Origin of the sequence: Enterobacter cloacae complex sp. P24RS, from assembly GCF_014982165.1 — a bacterium.
GTDB classification, from domain to species: Bacteria; Pseudomonadota; Gammaproteobacteria; order Enterobacterales; family Enterobacteriaceae; genus Enterobacter; species Enterobacter quasihormaechei.
The window spans coordinates 171,118-194,281 of sequence record NZ_JADCKU010000008.1 but is presented as its reverse complement, the minus strand read 5'-3'; the positions used below and the strand labels follow the sequence as shown (position 1 = coordinate 194,281).

The following is a 23,164-nucleotide window of genomic DNA, read 5'->3' as shown; positions in this document are numbered from 1 at the left end:
CCACCACAAGGAGTGGAAGATGTCTTCTGTTCGAACTGACGATAACACTACTTTTATTAACGAACTGTCGCGCCTGGTGGGTCACTCTCACCTGCTTATCGACCCGGCCAAAACCGCCCGCTACCGTAAGGGCTTTCGCTCCGGACAGGGCGACGCGCTGGCGGTGGTCTTCCCCGGCACGCTGCTCGAACTGTGGCGCGTGCTGAGCGCCTGCGTTGCGGCAGACAAGATTATTTTAATGCAGGCTGCGAATACCGGCCTGACCGAAGGCTCCACGCCGAACGGCAACGATTACGATCGTGACATCGTGATTATCAGCACCCTGCGCCTCGACAAGCTGCACCTGCTGGACAAAGGCGAACAGGTGCTCGCCTTCCCCGGCACCACGCTCTACTCGCTGGAAAAAGCGCTTAAGCCGCTGGGACGCGAACCGCACTCGGTGATCGGCTCGTCGTGCATTGGCGCCTCGGTGATCGGCGGGATCTGCAACAACTCCGGCGGCTCGCTGGTACAGCGCGGCCCGGCGTACACGGAAATGTCGCTGTTTGCCCGTATCGATGAAAACGGCAAGCTGACGCTGGTAAACCATCTGGGCATCGATCTGGGCGTAACGCCAGAGCAGATCCTCAGCAAGCTCGACGATGACCGCGTGAAGGATGAAGACGTTCAGCACGATGGCCGCCACGCGCATGACCACGATTACATCACCCGCGTGCGCGATATCGACGCCGATACGCCGGCGCGCTATAACGCCGATCCGGATCGCCTGTTTGAATCCTCCGGCTGCGCGGGCAAGCTGGCCGTGTTTGCGGTGCGCCTCGATACCTTCCCGGCAGAGAAAAAGCAGCAGGTGTTTTACATCGGCACCAATCAGCCAGAGGTGCTGACGGAGATCCGCCGTCATATTCTGGCCGACTTCACGCACCTGCCGGTGGCAGGCGAGTATATGCACCGGGACATTTACGACATCGCCGAACGCTACGGCAAAGACACCTTCCTGATGATCGACAAGCTCGGCACCGACAAAATGCCGTTCTTCTTCACCATGAAGGGCCGCACCGACGCGATGCTGGAGAAAGTGTCGCTGTTCAAGCCGCACTTTACCGACCGCTTTATGCAGAAGCTGGGCAACGTCTTCCCGGCGCATTTACCTGAGCGGATGAAGACCTGGCGCGACAAGTATGAGCACCACCTGCTGCTGAAAATGGCCGGGGACGGCATTGCCGAAGCGCAGAGCTGGCTTACCGAGTTCTTCAAAACCGCCGACGGGGATTTCTTCGCCTGTACGCCGGAAGAAGGCAGCAAAGCCTTCCTGCACCGCTTCGCCGCGGCGGGTGCTGCTATCCGTTATCAGGCCGTCCATTCCGAAGAGGTGGAAGATATTCTGGCGCTGGATATCGCGCTGCGTCGCAACGATACCGAGTGGTTTGAACACCTGCCGCCGGAGATCGACAGCAAGCTGGTGCACAAGCTCTATTACGGCCACTTTATGTGCTATGTCTTCCACCAGGATTACATCGTCAAAAAAGGCGTTGATGCGCATGCGCTAAAAGAGCAGATGCTCGCGCTGCTGCACGCGCGTGGCGCACAGTATCCTGCCGAGCACAACATGGGGCATTTGTATAAAGCGCCGGAGTCGCTTACACAGTTTTATCGCAAAAATGACCCGACAAACAGTATGAACCCCGGCATTGGTAAGACAACGCGGAAGAAATACTGGAAAGAGAGTCCCGAACCAGAGCAGCACATTACGCCATCCTCTGATGAACGCCTCTAGCCAAAATTAAGAGATTGTTAAGCGCTCCTCAAACGTACTAGAGTAACGGCTTATTGCCAGAGAAACGTTTCTCTGGCTTGCCAAACGAGGAGCGGGCAGAACATGTCGGCTGTAGAGAGTTTACCCGAAACCGAAATCGAGGTGCGCGACGCCCTTCCTGACGATGCGCATGCTATCTCGGCAATATACGCCTGGCACGTGCTTCATGGACGTGCCTCCTTTGAGGAAGTTCCTCCAACCGTCGATGAGATGCGCCAGCGGATAAAAAACGTGACCGACAGCGGGTTACCGTGGCTGGTCGCGCTCTATCGCGGCATCGTCGTCGGCTACTGCTACGCCACGTTTTATCGTCCGCGCCAGGCTTATCGATATACCCTTGAAGAATCCATTTATGTGGATGCCAGCACTACCGGCCGCGGGTTTGGTTCGATCTTACTCCAGGCGCTGATCGCCCGGTGTGAACAAGGACCGTGGCGGCAGATGATAGCCGTGGTCGGCGACGGGCAAAATAACCCCGGGTCGTTGCGGCTGCATAAAAAGCACGGTTTCGACATTGTGGGTCAGCTCAGAAGTGTGGGATATAAAAAAGGCGACTGGCGGGACACGGTGATGATGCAGCGCCCGCTTAACGACGGTGACTGGACGCTGCCTGAGTAAGGCGCTTTCGCCCGGTGGCGCTTCGCTTACCGGGCCTACGTGTCGAGGCCGCTGTAGGCCGGGTAAGGCGAAGCCGCCACCCGGCACACGCGAATGGCTCAGTCGTTCTGCGCCGTCGCCATCTGTTCCGCTTTCTGCTTCTTATACGCCAGTGCTGAAGCCGGCACCGGCTGCACTTTCCCTGTCTCAATCCAGGTTCGCAGGCGGCTCGCATCCGCAAAGTGGGTGTATTTGCCGAAGGCATCCATCACCACCAGCGCCACCGGCTTACCGTTAAACACGGTGCGCATCACCAGGCAGTGGCCTGCCGCATTGGTGAATCCGGTCTTGGTTAGCTGAATATTCCAGTTATCGCGATACACCAGATGGTTAGTGTTGCGGAACGGCAGCGTATACGCCGGGCTTGAGAAGGTCGCCATCTCCTCACGCGTAGTGCTGAGCTGACCAATCAGCGGATATTGCTTGCTGGCGATCAGCAGCTTTGTTAAGTCACGCGCCGTCGAGACGTTATGGATCGACAGGCCGGTTGGCTCCACGAAATGGGTATTTTTCATCCCCAGCGATTTGGCTTTCGCGTTCATCGCGCGGATAAACGCGTCGTAACCGCCTGGATAATGGTGGGCGAGGCTCGCCGCCGCGCGGTTTTCTGAGGACATCAGCGCCAGAAGCAGCATATTTTTACGGCTGATTTCACTGTTCAGACGCACGCGAGAGTAGATCCCTTTCATCTCTGGCGTGTGGCTGATATCCACTTTCAGCTTTTCGTCCAGCGGCAGTCGTGCATCCAGCACCACCATCGCGGTCATGACTTTGGTTATGGAGGCTATCGGGCGCACCAGATCCGGGTGGCTGGCGTAGATGACCTTGTTGGTGTTCAGGTCAACGATCATCGCACTGCCGGAGGCAATCTGGGGTTGCGCAGCGGTTGTTGCGACTGCGGGCGTTTTGGCGATGGCTGGCGCGGTAGCGGACACGCCGAACAGCAGCGCAAGACTAAGGAGTGACACTCGGAATTTCAGCATGATGAGACTTCTGATAATGATTCACGCACGTGATGACGTACACCGCCTGCGTCGACGGATAAACGCAGGCTGGCTTTGGCATCATAGCGGCCACCGTGCTTTGTCGCCAGCGGAGAATCGTGACCAGATGCTGCATTGCTGGCATTTACGCCAGCAATGCAGGGAACTTAAAAGAGACGGTATCCATAACCCCAGAGAATAACCGTCAGGGCCAGTAGCGCCTCCAGGACCAGCACGCCGATGGCAAGCGTTGAGCTGGAGAAGCTCAGGCCCTCTTCTTTATTGATATTCAGGAAGGTGGGAACCCCCACATACAGCAGATAACCGGTGTAAAAGAGGGCTACCGTACCGATCAGCGCGCACAGCCAGACCAGTGGATAGAGCGCGACAATACCGCTTAAGAACAGCGGGGTCGCGACGTATCCGGCGAAGACCATACAGTGTGCCAGCGACGGGCGCTGCGGATAGTTACGCGCCATCCAGTGAATGACCCGCCCCATCACCGCTACCCCGGCCAGCATCAGGCCATAGAACAGAATGGCCATGTACAGTCCGGTAAACCAGGAAAGCTGAACCACGGTGCCGTCACCAAAGTTCCAGCCGATTTGCGTAGTACCTATAAACGCGCAGATCACCGGCACCGCTGCCATCAGCAGGACATGGTGGGTGTAGTGATGCGCGACCGTTTCGTTCTCGTTACGGATCACCTGCATTTCACGATCGGGATGGGAGAAAAGTCCCCAGACATGGTTCATAACGCCCCCTTGTTGTCGGCCCGTCAGCGATAGCTTAAGTATAATGCAGGCTTTAGATTATTTTATGTACAGTGGGAAATTTCCGTTGATTGCCGCGCGGTTGATGGATGGGGTATATGATTAACGCAGGCACAGTAAGGGAGACGACGTTTACTTAATGGATATCAACGGTCTTATTGAACAATATGGATACGCCGCGCTGGTAATCGGCAGCGTGGCAGAGGGCGAAACCATCACGCTGCTGGGCGGGGTGGCCGCACATCAGGGATTGCTGAAATTTCCGCTGGTGGTCGCCGCCGTCGCATTGGGCGGTATGATTGGCGATCAGCTGCTCTATTTTCTGGGGCTGCGTTTTGGCCCGACGCTTTTGCACCGTTTTGCTAAACATCAGAAGAAAATTCGCCGCGCCCAGCGGCTGATCCAGCGACATCCTTATCTTTTCGTGATTGGCACCCGCTTTATGTACGGTTTTCGCATCATTGGCCCGATACTGATTGGCGCGAGCCGCTTACCGCCGAAAATTTTCCTGCCGCTGAACATTAGCGGGGCGATTGCCTGGGCGTTGATTTTCACCACGCTTGGCTACGCGGGTGGCGAAGTGATTGGCCCGTGGCTGCATAATCTTGACCAGCACCTGAAGCACTGGGCGTGGTTGATCCTGGTGGTTGTGGCGGTGATTGGGGTGCGGCTGTGGCTGAAGCATCGTGAAAAGCGCCGGGATGAAGAGTGAGTGCGGCCTGCTGCCCTTCACCCCGGTCCTCTCCCGGGGTGAGGGGAATGCTTATTCCGCTGGCTTAAACTGCGGATTCGCCAGCATAAAACCGCCATCGACGATAAACGACTGTCCGGTGGTATAGCTGGCGTCGCTGTCGCATAGCCAGGCCACCAGGCTGGCAATTTCTTTGGTGTGGCCGGGGCGCGCCAGCGGAATTGACGGCATAGATCCCTCTTTAACTTCGCTGTCGTCCATATCGTTCATCGGCGTGGCAATCGCACCGGGGGCGACGGCGTTCACCAGGATCTTATGCTGCACCAGTTCCAGCGCCATTGATTTGGTTAACCCGCCCAGAGCGTGCTTTGCGGCGGTGTAGGCGCTGGCATCCGGCAGCGGCGTATGTTCATGAACCGAGGTGATGTTCACGATTCGCCCCCCTTCCCCCTGCTTCACCATCTGACGCGCCGCGATTTGCGAGCAGAGAAACGCGCCGTCCACGTCAACGGTGAAAATGTTCCGCCAGTCATCAAACGACAGTTCCAGAAAAGGCGCTTTGTTCATCGCCCCGGCATTGTTAACCAGCACGTCCAGCCGCCCGAAGCGGGAAATCAGCGTTTCGATGGCCTTTGCGCCTTCCGGCAGCGTGCCCAGGTCGAGATGGATGGCCTCGGCACGCTGACCGCGCGCTTCAACCTCACGGCAGGTTTCCAGCGCCCCTTTTTCATCTGAATGCCAGGTCACCCCGATATCAAACCCACGTTCGGCCAGCATCAGGGCCGTCGTTTTACCAATCCCTGAATCCGATGCGGTAACAATTGCGACTCGCGTCATACTCACCTCCTGAAAATCTGCAAAGAGGTAAGTATAGATAATGCGCGATTTTAGCTGTGATGATATCCACCGCCCAGCGCGGACGTGAGCTGTAGCGTGGCGTCCACGTACTGGCCTTGCAGCATTAATCCGGCAATCTGCTCTTTCAGCGCCGGAATTTTTGCTTCACTCACCCGGGAGCCGGCAATGATCCCCGCGCTGAAGCGCGCCTGCGCCAGTCCAACGACGCGTGCGACGTCTTTTTCGACCTTCCGCTGGTGCTGATTTTTGGCGGTCAGGGTTTCCACTTCACTCGCCGTCCGGGCGACCTGGTTTACCGCCTCCACCACGGCCTTGTTGTAGTTCGCCACGGAGAGGTTGTTCTGCGCCTGGGCGATATCCAGGTTCGCATTTAACCGACCGCTGTCAAAGACTGGCAGCGTCAGACCCGCGGTCACGCCCATTTGCTGCGCGGAAGAACGGAACAGATCGCTCAGGTGCAACGCATCCTGCTGCAAGAACGCCATCAAATTGATGTCGGGATAGAACGCGGCTTTGGCGGCCTCCACTTCGCTCATGGACGCTTCGATATACCAGTGCGCCTCCTGCAAATCCGGGCGGCGAGCCAGCAGCGCATAGCCAAGCGTTGAAGGCAGCGACGCCTCTACGTCAGGCAGTGCATGCCGGGCGAGCGTGATCGAAGGGGTATTGGTCAACGCGTTCAGACGCGCCTCAATGGCCTTCATTTTGCCGTGCACGTCAGCGAGCTGTTCATCGGTTTTGCTGGCATTAATATCCGTTTCAACGCCCTCTACGGAGGAGGTGATCCCGTGCTGATAGAGTTCACGATCGGCGCCGATGATATTTTCCTGCTCCTGTTTGATCTGCGTGAGCACATCACCCACGGCGGCCTCGGTCTGCCATTCCCAGTACAGCCGCGCGACGCTGCTGGCGAGCAGCTGGCGGGTCTGCTCCAGCTCCGCTTTTTGCGCATTCACTTTACCAATGCGGGCCTCAATCTGGGCGCGATTTTTCCCCCATAAATCCAGATCCCAACCCGCCGTCAGGCCAAAGGTGCCGTTGGTATACCAGGGGCCGGTTGTTCCCGCCGCCGGGTCGGTCAGGGCGAACGGTCCCATCAGCCCCTCTGCCGACATCTTTTGCCGTTCAACATCGGCGGAAAAGTCCAGCTGTGGGCCATCAGCGGCGACAGCGGCTTTCGCCTGCGCTTCCGCCAGGGTGATACGCTGCCGGGCAATTTCCATATCCGGCGCATCCGCTATCGCTTTAGCGATAAGCGAGTTGAGCTGGGGGTCATTATAATCTTTCCACCATTCGCTTTTCGGCCAGTCGGCATGGTTCAGCTGGGTATTTACAGCGGCGGCGGTGGCTTGCGTTTTAATTGGTGATACCGTGGCATGTTCCGGCGCACAGGCGGCCAGCATAAAAATCAGGGGAGCACTCAGAGATAAAGTAAGGGAACGTTTCATTACGCCATGCACTCAAAAAAAATAAAGGCGCAACTTACGCTTACTGGCGTTCCGTTTTTTAGTAACGCGTGGCAATCCGCATAATGTTATACATTTTCATATCCGGAAATTTATTCCTCAAGACAATGATTTAATATCATGTATTCATGCTAGTTATGAATTGGCTGCTACACTTACTCACGACAGACATACGCAGGAGAGGCGAATGAAAATATTATTGTGGGTTATTTTGATTATATTTCTGATAGGGCTGCTGGTGGTAACCGGCGTATTCAAGATGATTTTCTGATTCTTCTGCCCGGCTCCGCGCCGGGCAAAGGTATTCACGCCAGGCTCAGCCCTTCGACTGGATGACGCGGGCAATATCCGCAGACGTCTGTAGCGTACGGATCTCCTGAAATAACCCCAGCGCTTCGCCGTACTCTTTACGCAAATAGCTCAGCCACTGTTTGATACGCGCAACGTGATACAACCCGGTATCGCCCTGCTTTTCCAGCCGCGTGTATTTTTGCAGGAGTTTCACCACCTCAGCCCACGGCATACGCGGCTCATTATACTTCACCACCCGGCTGAGGTTCGGCACGTTCAGCGCGCCGCGTCCAATCATCACCGCATCACAGCCGGTGGCTTTCAGACACGCCTGTGCGCTCTCGTAATCCCAGATTTCGCCGTTGGCGATAACGGGAATGGTAAGGCGTTTGCGGATCTCGCCAATCGCCTGCCAGTTAATGCGCTCGGCTTTGTAGCCATCCTCTTTGGTACGCCCGTGCACCACCAGCTCGGTGGCGCCCGCCTGCTGCACCGCATCGGCAATTTCAAACTGCTTATCCCCGCTGTCCCATCCCAGACGCACTTTGACCGTCACCGGCAGATGCGATGGCACCGCCTCACGCATGGCCTTTGCGCCGCGATAAATCAGCTCCGGATCCTTGAGCAACGTTGCCCCGCCGCCGCTGCCGTTAACCAGCTTTGACGGACAGCCGCAGTTAAGGTCGACGCCGTACGAGCCAAGCGCGACCGCGCGGGCGGCGTTTTCAGCCAGCCACTCAGGATACTGACCGAGCAGCTGAATGCGCACCAGCGTACCGGAGGGGGTGCGGCTCTGACGATGCAGCTCCGGGCAGAGGCGATAAAATGATTTTTCTGGCAGCAACATATCGACCACGCGCAAGAACTCCGTCACGCAGAGATCGTAATCGTTCACCTCGGTCAGCAGCTCGCGCACGAGCGAGTCGAGCACGCCTTCCATCGGGGCCAGTAAAACACGCATTCTGAGTACCTGTGAAAAAAGACGCGCTATAGTAGCTGCTCTCTATGACTGTGGAAAGCCCGGCGTTCCATTCAGGAATGTCTGTTATGCTCAAAATTCATGTTGTGATCCGTGGCACATTTTCAGGTTTAATTGTATGATGAATACGTCTCAGCAAGGACTTTCACCATGAGCAAATCACTGAATATTATCTGGCAATACCTTCGGGCCTTCGTCCTGATTTATGCCTGCCTGTACGCCGGCATTTTTATCGCGTCGCTGCTGCCGATTACCATACCCGGCAGCATTATCGGCATGCTGATCCTCTTTGTGCTGCTGGCATTACAGGTGCTGCCCGCGAAATGGGTCAACCCGGGGTGCTTCGTTCTCATTCGCTATATGGCCCTGCTTTTTGTGCCTATCGGCGTTGGGGTTATGCAGTATTACGATGTGCTTAAAGCGCAATTCGGCCCGATAGTCGTCTCCTGCGCCATCAGTACGCTGGTGGTTTTTCTGGTGGTCAGCTGGAGCTCACATATTGTGCATGGCGAACGTAAAGTGGTTGGGGAGAAAACAAAAAAATGATGGAAAATATCTGGTGGTCCCTGCCGTTAACCCTGGCGGTGTTCTTCGCTGCCCGTAAGCTTGCGGTTCGTTTTAAAATGCCGCTGCTGAACCCGCTGCTGGTCGCCATGGTGGTGATCATTCCTTTTCTGCTGTTCACCGGCATTCCTTATGAACGTTACTTCGCCGGGAGCAAAATCCTCAACGATTTATTGCAGCCTGCCGTGGTGGCGCTGGCGTTTCCTTTATATGAGCAACTGCATCAGATCCGCGCGCGCTGGAAGTCCATCATCACCATCTGCTTTGTGGGTAGCCTGGTGGCGATGATCACCGGCACGTCAGTGGCCCTGTTGATGGGCGCGTCGCCGCAGATTGCCGCCTCTATTCTGCCGAAATCCGTGACCACGCCGATCGCCATGGCCGTGGGCGGCAGCATCGGAGGCATCCCGGCCATTAGCGCCGTATGCGTGATTTTTGTCGGTATCCTGGGGGCGGTGTTTGGCCATACGCTGCTGAACATCATGAAAATACGCACCAAAGCGGCGCGCGGTCTGGCGATGGGTACCGCCTCGCACGCGCTGGGCACCGCACGCTGTGCGGAACTGGATTATCAGGAAGGGGCATTCAGCTCGCTGGCGCTGGTGATTTGCGGGATTATTACTTCCCTGGTCGCGCCGTTCATCTTCCCGATTATTCTGGCCGTGATGGGCTAAAATTTGCGATGCGTCGCGCAAATTTCATTTTCATTTCATAAGTTGCACACATAATGAGATTTGGATCACATATAAAGGCCGTTCGGCTCCGTACACTACCGATCCATTAACCTTGATGAGGCAACGTCATGCATCCACGTTTTCAAGCTGCTTTCTCTCAGCTTGCAGAGAATTTGCAATCAGCCCTGGCTCCGGTTCTGGCGGATGCGCATTTCCCCGCCCTGCTGACGGCAGATCAGGTCACGACGCTTAAGCAGGCAACGGGGCTGGACGAAGACGCGCTGGCTTTCGCCCTGCTGCCGCTGGCAGCTGCCTGCGCCCGCGCAGACCTTTCCCATTTTAACGTAGGCGCGATTGCGCGCGGCGTAAGCGGGACCTGGTACTTCGGCGGGAATATGGAGTTTCTCGGTGCGACCATGCAGCAAACCGTTCACGCGGAGCAGAGCGCTATCAGTCATGCCTGGCTGCGCGGTGAAAAAGCCCTGCGCGCCATTACCGTCAACTACACCCCTTGCGGCCACTGCCGCCAGTTTATGAATGAGCTGAACAGCGGGCTGGAACTGCGTATCAACCTGCCGGGCCGCGCGCCGCATACGCTGGGCGATTACCTGCCCGACGCTTTCGGCCCGAAAGATCTTGGGATCAAAACCCTGCTGATGGACGAGCAGAACCACGGATATGCGCTCTCTGGGGATGCGCTCAGCGAAGCGGCCATTGCTGCCGCCAACAAAAGCCACACGCCGTACAGTAAATCCCCAAGCGGTGTCGCCCTTCAGTGCCGCGACGGTCGCATCTTCACCGGGAGCTATGCTGAGAATGCCGCGTTCAACCCGACGCTGCCTCCGCTACAGGGCGCACTGAACCTGCTCAGCCTGAACGGGTATGACTATCCGGATATTCAGCGCGCGATCCTGGCTGAAATTGCCGATGCGCCGCTGATCCAGTGGGACGCAACCGCAGCCACGCTGAAAGCGCTGGGCTGTTCAACCATCGACCGCGTGCTGCTTGCCTGATCGTCCCGGCGGGCAGAAATGCCCGCCAGTCTGACGAAAAACCCCTCAGTTGATTCGCTGTTTCTTGCGCTAACCAGGCGGGTACAGTAGCCTGAGGGAAATTTCATCATCGGTACGAGCCATCTGCATGTTAAAGCGCGTGTTTTACAGCCTGTCTGTCCTGGTCGGCATACTGCTGTTGATCGTGCTGGGTCTCGACCGCTGGATGAGCTGGAAAACAGCCCCCTACATTTTTGACGATCTTCAGGACCTTCCCTACCGTCAGGTTGGCGTCGTGCTTGGTACCGCCAAGTATTACCGCACCGGCGTCATCAATCAGTATTACCGATACCGTATTCAGGGCGCACTGAACGCCTACAACAGCGGCAAGGTGAACTATCTGCTGTTAAGCGGCGATAACGCCCTGCAAAGCTATAACGAGCCGGTGACGATGCGCAAAGATTTGATTGCCGCAGGCGTCGACCCGGCCGATATCGTGCTCGACTACGCCGGATTCCGCACCCTTGATTCCATCGTGCGTACCCGCAAGGTGTTCGACACCAACGATTTCATCATCATCACCCAGCGTTTCCACTGTGAGCGGGCGTTGTTTATCGCCCTGCATATGGGGATCCAGGCCCAGTGCTACGCCGTGCCGTCGCCAAAAGATATGCTGAGCGTACGCGTACGCGAGTTTGGCGCCCGTTTTGGCGCGCTGGCTGACCTGTACCTGTTCAAGCGTGAACCGCGCTTCTTAGGCCCGCTGGTGCCAATCCCGGCGATGCATGAAGTGCCTGAAAATGCGCAAGGTTATCCGGCGGTGACGCCGGAGCAGCTGCTGGAAATGCAGAAGAAGTAATAACTGATGTCGGGTGGCGGCTTCGCCTTACCCGACCTACGATCGCGATTTTGTAGGCCCGGTAAGCGTCGCGCCACCGGGCAAAAAAAGGCCCGCTACGTGAGCGGGCCTTTTCATTCTGAAGAACTTACTTCTTACGCGCGTACTTCAGTGAATCCAGGGCAACCGCGAAGATGATGATCGCGCCCTTGATAATGTACTGCCAGTACGGGTTCACGCCGATGTAGGTCAGGCCATAGTTGATTACGGTGAAGATGATCACACCGGTCACCACGCCCAGCACGGTACCCACGCCGCCGCTGAAGGAGACCCCGCCGACCACGCAGGCCGCAATCGCATCCAGTTCGTACATAAAGCCGAGGTTGTTGGTCGCAGAGCCGATACGGCCCGCTTCCAGCATCCCGCCAAAGGCATAGAACACGCCGGACAGGGCATAAATCATCAGCAGGTTCAGCGCAACGTTGACCCCGGAGACTTTCGCCGCTTCCGGGTTGCCGCCGATGGCGAAAATGTTTTTACCGAAGCGGGTTTTGTTCCACAGGATCCAGACGAACGCCACCGCAATCAGCGCATAGAAGGTGATATAGGAGAGACGGAAGCTGCCCAGCGCAACAAACCCCTGCGTGAAGGTAGAGAAGCCGCTGTCGAAGCCAGAGATCGGGGACGCGCCGACGAAATCGTAGTACAGGGAGTTAATACCGTAAACGATGATCATCGTACCCAACGTGGTGATGAATGGCGTCACGTTCAGGTAAGCAATGATGATGCCGTTAATCAGGCCGATCACCGCGCCGATGGCGCACACAATCAGGATCACCACGAAAATCGGCATGGTCGCCATCTCCGGGAATACCTTGTTGGCGTTTTCCATCGACTGCAACAGGGTCGCCGCAATGACCGCCGCCAGACCGACCTGGCGCCCTGCCGAAAGGTCAGTCCCCTGGGTAACGATAAGCCCCGCCACGCCCAACGCGATAATAATACGCACGGAAGACTGGGTCAGAATGTTACTCAAGTTCAGCAGACTTAAGAACGTAGGGTCCTGGAAAATAATAATTGCCAGCAAGACTAAAAGAACAACGTAAATACCGCCTTCTTTCAGATAAGTGAGAAAACTTTTTTTATTTAACGCACTCATGAGGAGCCCCTGATCTTAAAGGTGCAAAGACGCAAGACGCAAAATTTCGTTTTGCGTTGTCGTTTTGGTGTCAACAATACCGGCAACGAGACCATTGCTCATAACCAGAATACGGTCTGTGATCCCTAACAATTCCGGCATTTCGGAAGAAATAATAATGATCCCTTTATCTTTTTTGGCCAGCTCCGCGATCAGCTGGTAAATCTCAAATTTTGCACCAACGTCGATACCGCGCGTAGGTTCATCCAGCATCAGGATCTCAGGCTGGGTCAATAACCAGCGACCGATAATAACCTTCTGCTGGTTCCCTCCCGAGAGTGAACCGATTTGCGTGCGGTGCCCCGGCGTTTTCACGCGCATGGAGTCAATCACCCACTGGGTATCGCTCTTCATACGGGAATTATCCAGCAGGCCGATTTTACTTTTGTAGTTACGGATATTCGAAATCAACGAGTTAAAGTTAATATCGAGATACGCATAAATGCCGGTCGAGCGGCGCTCTTCCGTCACCAGCGCAAAACCATGATTAATGGCTTCGTTAGCGTTGTGGTTATTAATTTTCTTGCCGTGCAGCGTAATGGTGCCGCCCGACTTTTCACGGATGCCAAACAGGGTTTCTACGATATCGGTGCGCTTCGCGCCTACCAGCCCTGCGATGCCCAGAATCTCACCCTTGTGCAGATCGAAAGAGACATCACGAATGGACGGCTGACGCAGCGAGGTCAGGTTACGCACCTCCAGAATCACTTCGCCTGGCTTGTTTTCTTTATCCGGGAAGCGCTGGTTCAGAGAACGACCGACCATCATGGCGATGATCTTGTCCATGTCCAGTCCTTCCAGCGGCTGGGTGGCAATCCACTGGCCGTCGCGCAGAATGGTGATTTCATCGCACAGCTGGAAGATCTCTTCCATTTTATGTGAGATATAGACAATGCCGCAGCCGCGATCTTTCAGCTTACGAATAATGGTAAAAAGGTGATTAACCTCTTTTTCCGTTAATGACGACGTTGGTTCGTCCATGATCACGATTTTGGCATCATAGGAGAACGCTTTGGCAATTTCGATCATCTGCATCTGGGAAACCGATAATGTCCCGACGCGTGCGCGCGGGTCGATATCAATATCCAGCTCATCAAAAATGGCTTTGGTGTCGCGATACATTTTATCCTGATCGACAAAGACACCTTTGGTTGGATAGCGGCCCAACCACATATTATCCATAACCGAACGTTGCAGAACCAGGTTTAACTCCTGGTGAACCATTGAGATACCGTTTTCCAGCGCTTCTTTCGCTGAATGGAAATCGATCTCTTTTCCCTGAAAAAGAATACTGCCGGAATCTTTTTGATAGATCCCAAAAAGGCATTTTAATAATGTTGATTTACCCGCACCGTTTTCACCCATTAACGCATGAATAGAGTGAGGACGAACTTTTAAATTAACATTATCGAGTGCCTTAACCCCGGGGAATGACTTGTTGACACCGGTCATTTCCAGTAAGTATTCACCGGACGGCTGAGTAGTTGTGCTGACCATAATTATACCTTGTTGGCCTCGCATATCGCGTTATAAAAGGGCGCAACGAATTGCGCCCAGTGAAGACAAAACGAAAATCTTATTTACCGATAAACTCAGCCAGGTTGGACTGGTCTACGCCCACGTAAGGAACGCGAACGATTTTATTTTCAATTTTCCAGTTAGTTCCGTCAGCGGCACCTTTACCGTCGGCCAGGTTTTTCGCCAGATCGAAGGTGGCTTTCGCCTGGTTGTTAGCATCGTTCAGCACGGTACCGGCCATTGCGCCAGATTTCACCAGCGCCAGCGCTTCTGGCAGAGCATCCACACCGAAGACAGGAATGGCGGATTTGTTGTGTGCCTTCAGCGCTTCAACGGCGCCCATAGCCATCGCGTCGTTGTTGGCGATGACCACTTCAATTTTGTTCGCGTTCGGGCCAGAGAGCCACGCGTCCATCTTATCTTTCGCCTGAGCGGTGTCCCACATCGCGGTATCTAACGCCAGCTGCTGGGTTTTCAGGCCTTTGTCGTTCAGCTCTTTGATGACGTAGGTGGTACGGGCTTCAGCATCCGGGTGGCCCGGCTCGCCTTTCAGCAGAACGAACTGCACCTGACCGTCTTTGTTCAGGTCCCAGTTCGGGTTTGCTGCCCAATGTTTCGCAATCAGATCGCCCTGGATAATACCGGACTCTTTGGAGTCAGTACCCACGTAATACGCTTTATCGTAGCTGTCCAGCGCCTTACGGGAAGGTTCTTTGTTGAAGAAGACGATTGGCACGTTCTGGCCGCGCGCTTTCTCGATAACCGTGCCTGCTGCGGCCGGGTCAACCAGGTTAATAGCCAGCGCTTTCACGCCTTTTGCCAGCAGAACGTCAATCTGATCGTTCTGTTTGGACTGGTCGTTCTGGGAGTCATTCATCAGCAGCTGTACGTCTGGCGCTGATTTAGCATCTTTTTCAATTGCTTTGCGCACAACGGACATGAAGTTGTCGTCGTATTTATAGATAGTCACGCCAATACGGGTATCCGCAGCGTGGGCTGCTGCGCCAAAAAGCATGCTTGCCATGACAGCAGACAGAGTCAACACCTTCTTATTCATGGTATCTCCGGTTTTTTTTATGCAGGGTAGTTCTGGTGAAAAACGGCAGGCGGGCAGATGTTAATAAAACGTTACTGATCGCCGACGTTCACTTATAAAATGTCCAGCTTCCGTGTTCGGTAACGCTCCAGAAATGCGTTTTATTCGTTGTCTGAGGCGTTCTGGCAACGGTAAAAGTGAATAATCACCGTTACATTGTGTTTCAGCCCCTAAAACGCTGACATCATAGACAGCGGTTTGTTAAGATACTGTGAATTTACTCACAGATTGAAAACGGTTACATCACGTGATGTTATCAGTTAGTGATCGGAGCCACAGTTTGCCGAATAGCGACCGAATGGCGGCGTACTAAAGTCGGCATAAAACAATGCGTTGCGTCAGGATCTAACAGCCCGGCCGCCCCCTGTAACGCCAGCTCTGTCGCCAGTTTCGCCATCGACGCAATGGGATAACGTACCGTTGTCAGCTGCGGATCGGTGTAACGGGCAATGGGGATATCATCAAAACCGATCAGCGATAAATGCTGTGGCACCGCAATGCCATTGTCTTTCAGCGCGGTAAGCGCACCTGCCGCCATGCTGTCGTTATAGGCAAACACGGCTGATAGCTGAAGGTTACGCCCCAGCAGTTCAACCATTGCCGCTTCACCGCCCTGCATGTCCGGCGAACCGGTGCCGACCCAGCTTTCCAGGGGCGCAATCCCCTGCTCTTTCAGGGCATTTTGCCAGCCTTCGCGGCGCATCATGTCGTCTTCAATACCGTGGCTGGAAGCCAGGTAGCCAATGCGCTGATGGCCGTTGCTGATGAGCATACGCGTCGCCATCATTGCGCCGCTGACGTTATCCAGACCGACGCAGCGGTGCGCGTAACCGGGGACGATGCGGTTGATCAGCACCATACCGGGGATCTGCTCCATAAACCCGGCCAGCTCCTCATCGCTCAGGGCTTTAGAGTGCACAATCAGGGCGTTACAGCGCTGGCGGATCAGTACCTCAATGGCATAGCGCTCTTTCTCAGCCTCGTGATAGCTGTTGCCAATCAGCACGTATTTCTGGTGCTGCTGGGCAACAACGTCCACCGCTTTGACCAGCGCGCCGAAGAAGGCGTCCGACACGTCCATCACGACTACGCCAATGGTATCGCTAACCTGCGTCGCCAGCGCCTGCGCGTTGGCGTTTGGCCGGTACCCCAGCTGGGTCACGGCTTTCATTACGGTTTCACGCGTTTCAGGGCTGACCAGCGCGCTGTTGTTCAGCACGCGGGAGACGGTAGCAACAGAAACACCCGCCTGGCGGGCGACGTCACGAATGGTGATCATATTCACCATCCTTTAAAGGATTGCAGCAACTCACAGACACCCCCTGTGTTTAGCAAGGTGGCTATTCTGGCAGCGAGAGAGAGGAGACTACGTGAAGAAGCTCACACAGATGAAAACGCTTACATCCGTTTTGTTAATGATTGTGATCCAGATCGTTATCTGGATGTATTACGTAATGATGTACCCGACGCAAGGGCGGTTAGCTGGCGCCATGCCCACTCCAGCGGGCCCTGGCGGAAATAGCGCAGCCAGACAACGGAAAACACTACGTTAACAATCCAGACCGGAATAACAAACACCAGCAGCGTCAGGCGGTCGAATTTCATAAACAGGCCGAATCGGTAGAAAAGCGTGGTGCAAATCAGGGTTTGCAGAATGTAATTGCTTAACGCCATCCGTCCAACGCAGGCCACCGCGCTGACGATCCACAGGCGGGAGAGCCGCGGCCAGAAGCCGTAAATCAACGCCGCATAGCCGATAGTCTGGAACGGCGCGCTCAGCTCGCGCGGTACCTGAAGCAGGAACGCACACCAGCGGTAATCCCAGTGAAGATGCCACTGCATAATCACCGCCGGGAGGTTGACGATCACGCCGAGCAGCACCAGCCCTGCGCCCGTACGACGATAGTGTCGCAGGCTAAACTCCCCTTTCAGCCAGCCGGTGCGCATTAGGGCTGCGCCCATCAGCATCATCCCCGCCAGCTGCCAGCCGTATTGCGCGCCCAGCGCCAGCAGGTTATCGCCGAGCATATCGGCCCGGTTGCCGATCGCCTCCATGCCGCCTTTCAGCTTCCAGAACTGCTCATATTGCAGGTTGGCCGCATCCGGGATCCACGACCGACTGGTAGCGCCATCGGCAATCATGCCGAGCAGCAGCAGCACGGCCAGCCCCATGACATAGAGCATCACGCCGGTATTAAACAGGCTTTTTACGCCGGGCGCGTCGCGGATCAGCCGCCAGCAAATAAGGCCTACCAGGCCATATGCGAGCAGAATATCGCCGTCCCAGAAAAGCAGCCCGTGAATAAAGCCGAGGATGACCAGCAGCGTTAAGCGCGACTGGATCCAGCGCGTACCGCGTTTAAGGAGAAGCTGAAGTCCGGCGCCAAAAAGAAGCGCAAAGAGGGTCAGGAATTTCACCTGAGCGAAGAGGTCGAGAATTGCCCACGTCCAGGCATCGCTGCGCGTGATGTCGCCATACCACGCAGGATTCAGATAGGCGGCCTTCGGCAGACCGAAGGCGCTGATATTCAGCAGCAGGATACCGAGAATGGCGACGCCGCGAACAAAATCGAGCGTGACGTTTCGCTCCATGGTCCCTGCCCTGTCTGATTAGTTGTGGTGACGCACGGCGCGCAGGAACTCCTGGCGGGTGTTCTGGCTCGATTTGAACAGGCCGCCCAGCGAGGTGGTGGTGGTCGCGCTGGTGGCATCACGCACGCCGCGAGCTTTCACGCAGTAGTGCACCGCGTCGATGGACACCGCCACGTTGTTGGTACCCAGCAGGGTTTGTAGCGCGATCAGGATCTGCTGCGTCAGACGTTCCTGCACCTGCGGACGCTGGGCGAAGAACTGCACGATGCGGTTGATTTTGGACAGGCCAATAACCGTATCTTTTGGAATATAAGCCACCGTCGCTTTACCGTCGATCGTCACAAAGTGATGCTCGCAGGTGCTGGTCAGCGTGATATCGCGTACCGTCACCATCTCATCAACCTTCATCTTGTTTTCAATGACGGTAATTTTCGGGAAGTTCGCGTAATCCAGGCCGGAGAAAATTTCGTCGACGTACATTTTCGCGATGCGGTGCGGCGTCTCCATCAGGCTGTCGTCGCTCAGATCGAGATTCAGCAGTTGCATGATCTCCGTCATATGGCCGGCGATCAGATTCTTGCGGGTAACATTGTCCAGCTCCTGCACGGGCGGGCGCAGTGGCGTTTCAAGACCGCGCGCAACCAGCGCTTCATGGACAAGGGCTGCTTCTTTACTGAGTGATGGCATTCTTTTCTCCTGCAGGTGTGGCGTCTTTTGCCCTCGTTGTGGCAAAAGTGTGCGCTCATTGTGCGTGAGGCGACGCACATAATCCAGTATTCACGACGATAATTATTGCAATTGCTGTTGCCTTTCAGCCTGACGGTTCCAGACTAACGCCCCACCAACGAACAGCGCGATCCCCGCCAGCCCCAGCGCAGGTTCAAGCCGGTGCGTGAGCCAGGTCGACAGCGCCGACGTGACCGGCCCCACCAGCTGACCAATGGCATACCCGGTAGTGAGCAGCCCCGCCATATAGCGCGCGTGGTCTGGCGCCAGCTCGCGACCGTATAGCAGAGAGAGCTGCACGGCGCAGAGGAACCCGCCGCCCACCAGCATCCCTCCCGTCAGCAAACCGCCAATGCCCGGCAGCAGCCAGGCCGCCAGCACACCAATCCCCTGTAGCCAAAGGACAATCGCCAGCCTGCGGTTAGCGCTTGACGTATGCCGCAGGGCAATGCTGAGCGCAATACCCACCACCGAAGCGGCGCCAAATATCGGCCAGACAAACTGCGCAAACAGGCTGCCGGGAAAACGCACCGCCGCCATTTGCGATAAAAAGGTCGCCGGGAGGATATAGCCGAATCCCGCCAGGCTGTAGCTCCAGACCAGACGCTTTAAATCTGCGGTCAGCAGCAGCGGCTCAGGAGCGGACCCCGGGCGATGAAGCTGACCCGCGCGCGGCAGATACCGTGCTACCAGCGCAATCAGCACCAGCGCCAGGACGCCGTAGATTTGCCATGCCGCCCCGGCGGAAAGGGATTTGGCCTGAATATAAACCGCCAGCAGGCCGCTCAGCGCAATGCCGGCGCCAGGTCCGGCAAAGACCGCCGCACTGAGCCCCGGCTTGCCCAACTGCCCCAGCCGCTCGTTGGTCCAGGCGGCAATCAGCACCATCGACCAGCCGCTCATGCAGCCAATCACGAAGCGCAGCAGGCCGTGAACGACGGCGTTATCTGCCGCTGCGGAGAGCAGCGTCAACGCCACCGCGCCGATAATCCCCAGCCAGAGACGCGTTTCAACGAAGCGATGGGCGCGCATGGCATCCCATGCGCCGACCAGATAGCCCAGATAATTCATCGCCGCCACCAGACCCGCGCTGGTAAGCGTGAGTTGCCCGGCGGCAATCATCAGCGGCACCTGAGGCGTGAAGGCAAAGCGCCCAATCCCCATTGCCACGACCAGAACCACAAACCCGCTGAGCGCGATACGCAGCGCCATGATCGCTCCAATTGTTAAAGAAAAGTAAATTTATGATGCAACATCTCGTCGTCCTGCGAAAGTGAAAGTTGCTCACAGGTCAATGAAAACGCTGTATTATGCGTTTTATGAATCGTCTTACCTTTAAGGAGCCCTGCATGGAACTGCTCGAAGAGCATCGTTGTTTTGAAGGTCGACAGCAGCGCTGGCGGCACGACTCCACCACGCTGAATTGTGCAATGACGTTCAGCATTTTCCTGCCCCCTGCGGAAAATCCACCGGTGCTGTACTGGCTTTCAGGCCTGACCTGTAATGACGAAAACTTCACCACCAAAGCGGGAGCACAACGTATTGCCGCTGAGCTGGGCATTGCTTTGGTAATGCCAGACACCAGCCCGCGTGGCGATGACGTGGCCGACGATGCCGGATACGATTTGGGTAAAGGTGCCGGATTCTATCTCAACGCCACCGAACAGCCGTGGGCGAGCCATTACCGCATGTATGACTACATTCGCGACGAACTGCCGGCGCTGGTGCAGTCTCAGTTTGCGGTCAGCGAGCGCTGCGCAATAAGCGGGCATTCGATGGGCGGCCACGGCGCGCTGATCATGGCGCTGAAAAATCCGGGTAAGTACGTCAGCGTGTCGGCATTTGCACCGATTGTGAACCCGACGCAGGTGCCGTGGGGGCAAAAAGCCTTTACGCACTATCTGGGTAACGACAGTCAAAAATGGCAGGAATGGGACAGCTGCGCGCTGATGCTGGCAAGCCGGACGGAAGATGCGATTCCGATGCTTATCGATCAGGGTGATGCGGATCAGTTCCTCGCCGGACAGTTACAGCCTGCGGTGCTGGCTGAAGCGGCGCGCCAGAAGGACTGGCCGCTGACGCTGCGCATTCAGCCGGGATACGATCACAGCTATTACTTTATGGCGTCCTTTATTGAAGATCATCTCCGCTTCCATGCGGAACATTTGTTCAGGTAAGTTCAGCCTTTTTGCCCGGTAGCCTCCTGCATACCGGGCCTTTCTCCTCCCCCTCATTTACATAATCCTATCCGCTTGAATCCAGGCTGGTTTCCTTTCATCTTTGTCAAACACAAATGATTTCAATTATCATTTGTGTTTACAATTCTACATTCTTTTGTACAATTCCAGGCTCTTCTCCATCTTAAAGAGTTCTTAAAAGACAAAAACATACAGTTCTCAGGGTTATCCCGATGGAGTTTTATTCATTTTTATACGGAATGTACAAATGACAATACCCCGCATTAAGCTCCTGGCCGTCGCCGTTGGCGCTGCCACATTCACCCCTCTCGTTCACGCAGCCGATCAGGACACCGTTGTCGTCACCGCGACGGGTTTTGAACAAAAGATCCAGAATGCCCCCGCCTCCATCTCTGTTATTTCGAAACAGCAGATTGAAGATAAAGCCTACCGTGATGTTACCGATGCCCTGAGAGACGTCCCGGGCGTTGTCGTCACCGGCGGCGGGAGTAGCAGTGATATCAGCATTCGCGGCATGGCATCTCAGTACACCTTGTTCCTCGTGAATGGCAAACGCGTCAGTACGCGAAGCACCCGCCCAAACAGCGACAACTCGGGTATTGAACAAGGCTGGCTGCCGCCGCTGGAGTCCATTGAGCGCATTGAGGTTATCCGTGGCCCGATGTCCTCACTTTACGGCTCCGATGCGATGGGTGGCGTCATCAACGTCATTACCAAAAAAGTCTCAAACACTAAAGCCTGGACCGGTTCGTTGCACGGCGATGCAACCTTCCAGGAAAACCATGATTCCGGCGATATCTTCCAGACCAACGCCTACGCTTCTGGTCCCCTGATTGACGGGCTGCTTGGCGCAAAAGTGACGGGGCTGTTGTCACGCCGCGCCGAAGATAAAATCGTGAACGGGTATAACGAGCAGAAAATGCGTAACGGTGGCATTACCCTGAACTTCACCCCGGATGAGAAGAACGATTTCGATCTTGATTTTGCTCGCGAGCTTCAGGACAGAAACAGCACGCCAGGGATGTCGAAAGCGGCTGAAACCTGCCGGGGAACGACCTGTAAGCCAAATACCAAAAGCGACTCGCGCTATGAGCACACGACCTACTCCTTAACCCACAGCGGGTATTACGACGACTTCAATACCACCAGCTATATCCAGCAGGAAGAGACCAATAATCCAGGTCGCAAAATGCGCTCGTATAACACCACCTTCAACAACCAGAACCAGATTTTCCTCGGCGATCATACGTTGACCCTCGGCGGACAGTATCGGTATGAGAAACTGCGCGACAAGGGCAATCAGCTGGAAGCGGCGGACGGCCTGAACAAACTGACGCGCTGGAGCTGGGCCCTGTTTGCCGAAGATGAATGGTCAATGACGGAAAGCTTTACGTTGACCGGCGGCCTGCGTATGGACAAAGACCAAAACTACGGGACGAACTGGACGCCGCGCGGTTACGGCGTATGGCACCTGGCCGATCACTGGACGTTGAAAGGCGGGGTTTCGGCTGGCTACCGTGCGCCGGATTTGCGTCAGTCGTCTGCCAGCTGGGGCCAGGTAACGGGTGGCGGCCGTCTTGACGGTATCATCGTCGGCAACCCGGATCTGAAACCAGAGAAGAGCCTGAGCGAAGAGCTCGCCCTGCTCTGGGATAACAACGATAATCTGAATGCTGGCGTGACGCTGTTCAATACCGACTTCAAGGACAAGATTACGGAAGTTCGCCGCTGTAACAGCAGCGCCGATCCCGCCTGTACGATTGGCGATCACAGCTATGATTTCGTGAGCGACCGCGTCAACGTGGATAAAGCCAACATGCGCGGCGTGGAGTCCTCCTTCGGCTGGAAAATCTCGCGCGATGTAAACTGGACCGCAAACTATACCTATACCGAATCCGAGCAGAAGAGCGGTCAGTTCTCAGGCAAGCCGCTGAACAAGATGCCGAAGCACATGTTCAACACCACCCTGGACTGGCAGGCGACGCCCGACGTCGGTTTCTGGAGCCGTCTGAACCTTCGCGGTAAAACGTCTGAGTACCTGAGCCGCACGTCAATGTCACAGGGCACACCGTCCTACACTCAGGTTGATGTCGGTCTGCGCTACAACGCGAACAAAAACCTGTTGGTTACTGCCGGTGTGTATAACGTGCTTGATAAGCAGATTGACTACGACACGTATGACACCGTGCTGGACGGGCGTCGCTATACGGTTGGCATGACCTACAGCTTCTGATCTGCCCATAAAAAAGCCCGC

At 55.7% G+C, this 23,164-nt stretch carries 21 protein-coding genes; 9 read left to right on the top strand and 12 right to left on the bottom strand.

Features of this window, described 5'->3' with window-relative positions:
• Nucleotides 1-19: 19 nt before the first annotated feature.
• Both dld and INF58_RS11190 read left to right on the top strand, forming a co-directional pair.
• Nucleotides 20-1,777: a D-lactate dehydrogenase gene (gene dld, locus INF58_RS11195; protein WP_193527689.1), complete on the top strand. Its 1,758-nt coding sequence runs from the start codon at nucleotides 20-22 to the stop codon at nucleotides 1,775-1,777.
• Between the two features lie 102 nt (nucleotides 1,778-1,879).
• Complete coding sequence (locus INF58_RS11190; protein ID WP_063868316.1) at nucleotides 1,880-2,434, top strand: GNAT family N-acetyltransferase; 555 nt, start codon at nucleotides 1,880-1,882, stop codon at nucleotides 2,432-2,434.
• A 98-nt stretch (nucleotides 2,435-2,532) separates the two neighbouring features.
• Here the strand turns inward: INF58_RS11190 and pbpG are convergent, their stop codons facing one another.
• Together pbpG and INF58_RS11180 are read right to left on the bottom strand one after the other, a co-directional pair.
• Nucleotides 2,533-3,456: a D-alanyl-D-alanine endopeptidase gene (gene pbpG, locus INF58_RS11185; RefSeq protein WP_063868315.1), complete on the bottom strand. Its 924-nt coding sequence runs from the start codon at nucleotides 3,454-3,456 to the stop codon at nucleotides 2,533-2,535.
• Between the two features lie 167 nt (nucleotides 3,457-3,623).
• Nucleotides 3,624-4,211: a Yip1 family protein gene (locus INF58_RS11180; protein WP_193035489.1), complete on the bottom strand. Its 588-nt coding sequence runs from the start codon at nucleotides 4,209-4,211 to the stop codon at nucleotides 3,624-3,626.
• A gap of 157 nt (nucleotides 4,212-4,368) precedes the next feature.
• Between INF58_RS11180 and INF58_RS11175 the strand changes: the two genes are divergently transcribed.
• Entirely contained in the window at nucleotides 4,369-4,941 is a 573-nt protein-coding gene (locus INF58_RS11175) for a DedA family protein (RefSeq protein ID WP_193527688.1), read from the top strand.
• A gap of 51 nt (nucleotides 4,942-4,992) precedes the next feature.
• Here INF58_RS11175 and INF58_RS11170 read toward each other — a convergent pair whose 3' ends face one another.
• The 3 genes from INF58_RS11170 to dusC all read right to left on the bottom strand — a co-directional run bounded on the left by INF58_RS11170 (nucleotide 4,993) and on the right by dusC (nucleotide 8,496).
• Nucleotides 4,993-5,757 (bottom strand): SDR family oxidoreductase, encoded by a 765-nt coding sequence (locus tag INF58_RS11170; protein WP_074177786.1) that lies wholly within the window; start codon nucleotides 5,755-5,757, stop codon nucleotides 4,993-4,995.
• 50 nt (nucleotides 5,758-5,807) lie between these two features.
• Nucleotides 5,808-7,226 carry a multidrug resistance outer membrane protein MdtQ gene (gene mdtQ, locus INF58_RS11165; RefSeq protein ID WP_193527687.1) on the bottom strand — a complete coding sequence of 473 codons (1,419 nt, stop codon included), beginning with the start codon at nucleotides 7,224-7,226 and terminating at the stop codon, nucleotides 5,808-5,810.
• A 334-nt stretch (nucleotides 7,227-7,560) separates the two neighbouring features.
• Nucleotides 7,561-8,496, bottom strand: a complete 936-nt coding sequence (gene dusC, locus INF58_RS11160) for a tRNA dihydrouridine(16) synthase DusC (protein ID WP_063450311.1) — start codon at nucleotides 8,494-8,496, stop codon at nucleotides 7,561-7,563.
• A gap of 168 nt (nucleotides 8,497-8,664) precedes the next feature.
• Between dusC and INF58_RS11155 the strand changes: the two genes are divergently transcribed.
• From INF58_RS11155 to sanA, 4 genes are all read left to right on the top strand, one after another.
• Nucleotides 8,665-9,060, top strand: a complete 396-nt coding sequence (locus tag INF58_RS11155) for a CidA/LrgA family protein (protein ID WP_193527686.1) — start codon at nucleotides 8,665-8,667, stop codon at nucleotides 9,058-9,060.
• Entirely contained in the window at nucleotides 9,057-9,752 is a 696-nt protein-coding gene (locus INF58_RS11150; RefSeq protein WP_063450313.1) for a CidB/LrgB family autolysis modulator, read from the top strand. The genes INF58_RS11155 and INF58_RS11150 overlap by 4 nt, the downstream gene beginning before the upstream one ends.
• Nucleotides 9,753-9,880: 128 nt before the next feature.
• Nucleotides 9,881-10,765, top strand: a complete 885-nt coding sequence (gene cdd, locus INF58_RS11145) for a cytidine deaminase (protein WP_193527685.1) — start codon at nucleotides 9,881-9,883, stop codon at nucleotides 10,763-10,765.
• Nucleotides 10,766-10,892: 127 nt separating this feature from the next.
• Nucleotides 10,893-11,603 (top strand): outer membrane permeability protein SanA, encoded by a 711-nt coding sequence (gene sanA, locus INF58_RS11140; protein ID WP_063450315.1) that lies wholly within the window; start codon nucleotides 10,893-10,895, stop codon nucleotides 11,601-11,603.
• Between the two features lie 127 nt (nucleotides 11,604-11,730).
• On the opposite strand, the gene mglC is transcribed toward sanA, so the two are convergent.
• The 7 genes from mglC to INF58_RS11105 form a co-directional block, all read right to left on the bottom strand.
• Nucleotides 11,731-12,741, bottom strand: a complete 1,011-nt coding sequence (gene mglC / locus INF58_RS11135) for a galactose/methyl galactoside ABC transporter permease MglC (RefSeq protein ID WP_003859318.1) — start codon at nucleotides 12,739-12,741, stop codon at nucleotides 11,731-11,733.
• A gap of 15 nt (nucleotides 12,742-12,756) precedes the next feature.
• Nucleotides 12,757-14,277 carry a galactose/methyl galactoside ABC transporter ATP-binding protein MglA gene (mglA, locus tag INF58_RS11130; protein WP_063450316.1) on the bottom strand — a complete coding sequence of 507 codons (1,521 nt, stop codon included), beginning with the start codon at nucleotides 14,275-14,277 and terminating at the stop codon, nucleotides 12,757-12,759.
• A 79-nt stretch (nucleotides 14,278-14,356) separates the two neighbouring features.
• Complete coding sequence (gene mglB / locus INF58_RS11125) at nucleotides 14,357-15,355, bottom strand: galactose/glucose ABC transporter substrate-binding protein MglB (RefSeq protein WP_063450317.1); 999 nt, start codon at nucleotides 15,353-15,355, stop codon at nucleotides 14,357-14,359.
• Between the two features lie 295 nt (nucleotides 15,356-15,650).
• Nucleotides 15,651-16,673, bottom strand: coding sequence for an HTH-type transcriptional regulator GalS (galS, locus tag INF58_RS11120; protein WP_063450318.1), 1,023 nt, complete (start codon nucleotides 16,671-16,673; stop codon nucleotides 15,651-15,653).
• A gap of 155 nt (nucleotides 16,674-16,828) precedes the next feature.
• The gene (gene yeiB / locus INF58_RS11115) at nucleotides 16,829-17,986 is read right to left on the bottom strand and encodes a DUF418 domain-containing protein YeiB (RefSeq protein WP_193527684.1); all 1,158 of its coding nucleotides are present in this window, start codon (nucleotides 17,984-17,986) and stop codon (nucleotides 16,829-16,831) included.
• 18 nt (nucleotides 17,987-18,004) lie between these two features.
• A complete protein-coding gene (gene folE / locus INF58_RS11110; RefSeq protein WP_193527683.1) occupies nucleotides 18,005-18,673 on the bottom strand; it encodes a GTP cyclohydrolase I FolE in 669 nt (222 codons plus the stop codon).
• A 102-nt stretch (nucleotides 18,674-18,775) separates the two neighbouring features.
• A complete protein-coding gene (locus INF58_RS11105; RefSeq protein ID WP_193527682.1) occupies nucleotides 18,776-19,924 on the bottom strand; it encodes a YbfB/YjiJ family MFS transporter in 1,149 nt (382 codons plus the stop codon).
• 137 nt (nucleotides 19,925-20,061) lie between these two features.
• Here INF58_RS11105 and fghA point away from each other — a divergent pair, with 137 nt between their 5' ends.
• Nucleotides 20,062-20,889, top strand: a complete 828-nt coding sequence (gene fghA / locus INF58_RS11100) for an S-formylglutathione hydrolase (protein ID WP_063868303.1) — start codon at nucleotides 20,062-20,064, stop codon at nucleotides 20,887-20,889.
• Between the two features lie 268 nt (nucleotides 20,890-21,157).
• Nucleotides 21,158-23,143: a ligand-gated channel protein gene (locus INF58_RS11095; RefSeq protein WP_047367964.1), complete on the top strand. Its 1,986-nt coding sequence runs from the start codon at nucleotides 21,158-21,160 to the stop codon at nucleotides 23,141-23,143.
• Nucleotides 23,144-23,164: the final 21 nt, after the last annotated feature.

Excerpts from the sequence above, each read along its gene's own strand:
- dld (WP_193527689.1), top strand. The coding sequence starts at position 20 with ATGTCTTCTGTTCGAACTGACGATAACACTACTTTTATTAACGAACTG.
- INF58_RS11190 (WP_063868316.1), top strand. The coding sequence starts at position 1,880 with ATGTCGGCTGTAGAGAGTTTACCCGAAACCGAAATCGAGGTGCGCGAC.
- pbpG (WP_063868315.1), bottom strand. The coding sequence starts at position 3,456 with ATGCTGAAATTCCGAGTGTCACTCCTTAGTCTTGCGCTGCTGTTCGGC.
- INF58_RS11180 (WP_193035489.1), bottom strand. The coding sequence starts at position 4,211 with ATGAACCATGTCTGGGGACTTTTCTCCCATCCCGATCGTGAAATGCAG.
- INF58_RS11175 (WP_193527688.1), top strand. The coding sequence starts at position 4,369 with ATGGATATCAACGGTCTTATTGAACAATATGGATACGCCGCGCTGGTA.
- INF58_RS11170 (WP_074177786.1), bottom strand. The coding sequence starts at position 5,757 with ATGACGCGAGTCGCAATTGTTACCGCATCGGATTCAGGGATTGGTAAA.
- mdtQ (WP_193527687.1), bottom strand. The coding sequence starts at position 7,226 with ATGAAACGTTCCCTTACTTTATCTCTGAGTGCTCCCCTGATTTTTATG.
- dusC (WP_063450311.1), bottom strand. The coding sequence starts at position 8,496 with ATGCGTGTTTTACTGGCCCCGATGGAAGGCGTGCTCGACTCGCTCGTG.
- INF58_RS11155 (WP_193527686.1), top strand. The coding sequence starts at position 8,665 with ATGAGCAAATCACTGAATATTATCTGGCAATACCTTCGGGCCTTCGTC.
- INF58_RS11150 (WP_063450313.1), top strand. The coding sequence starts at position 9,057 with ATGATGGAAAATATCTGGTGGTCCCTGCCGTTAACCCTGGCGGTGTTC.
- cdd (WP_193527685.1), top strand. The coding sequence starts at position 9,881 with ATGCATCCACGTTTTCAAGCTGCTTTCTCTCAGCTTGCAGAGAATTTG.
- sanA (WP_063450315.1), top strand. The coding sequence starts at position 10,893 with ATGTTAAAGCGCGTGTTTTACAGCCTGTCTGTCCTGGTCGGCATACTG.
- mglC (WP_003859318.1), bottom strand. The coding sequence starts at position 12,741 with ATGAGTGCGTTAAATAAAAAAAGTTTTCTCACTTATCTGAAAGAAGGC.
- mglA (WP_063450316.1), bottom strand. The coding sequence starts at position 14,277 with ATGGTCAGCACAACTACTCAGCCGTCCGGTGAATACTTACTGGAAATG.
- mglB (WP_063450317.1), bottom strand. The coding sequence starts at position 15,355 with ATGAATAAGAAGGTGTTGACTCTGTCTGCTGTCATGGCAAGCATGCTT.
- galS (WP_063450318.1), bottom strand. The coding sequence starts at position 16,673 with ATGATCACCATTCGTGACGTCGCCCGCCAGGCGGGTGTTTCTGTTGCT.
- yeiB (WP_193527684.1), bottom strand. The coding sequence starts at position 17,986 with ATGGAGCGAAACGTCACGCTCGATTTTGTTCGCGGCGTCGCCATTCTC.
- folE (WP_193527683.1), bottom strand. The coding sequence starts at position 18,673 with ATGCCATCACTCAGTAAAGAAGCAGCCCTTGTCCATGAAGCGCTGGTT.
- INF58_RS11105 (WP_193527682.1), bottom strand. The coding sequence starts at position 19,924 with ATGGCGCTGCGTATCGCGCTCAGCGGGTTTGTGGTTCTGGTCGTGGCA.
- fghA (WP_063868303.1), top strand. The coding sequence starts at position 20,062 with ATGGAACTGCTCGAAGAGCATCGTTGTTTTGAAGGTCGACAGCAGCGC.
- INF58_RS11095 (WP_047367964.1), top strand. The coding sequence starts at position 21,158 with ATGACAATACCCCGCATTAAGCTCCTGGCCGTCGCCGTTGGCGCTGCC.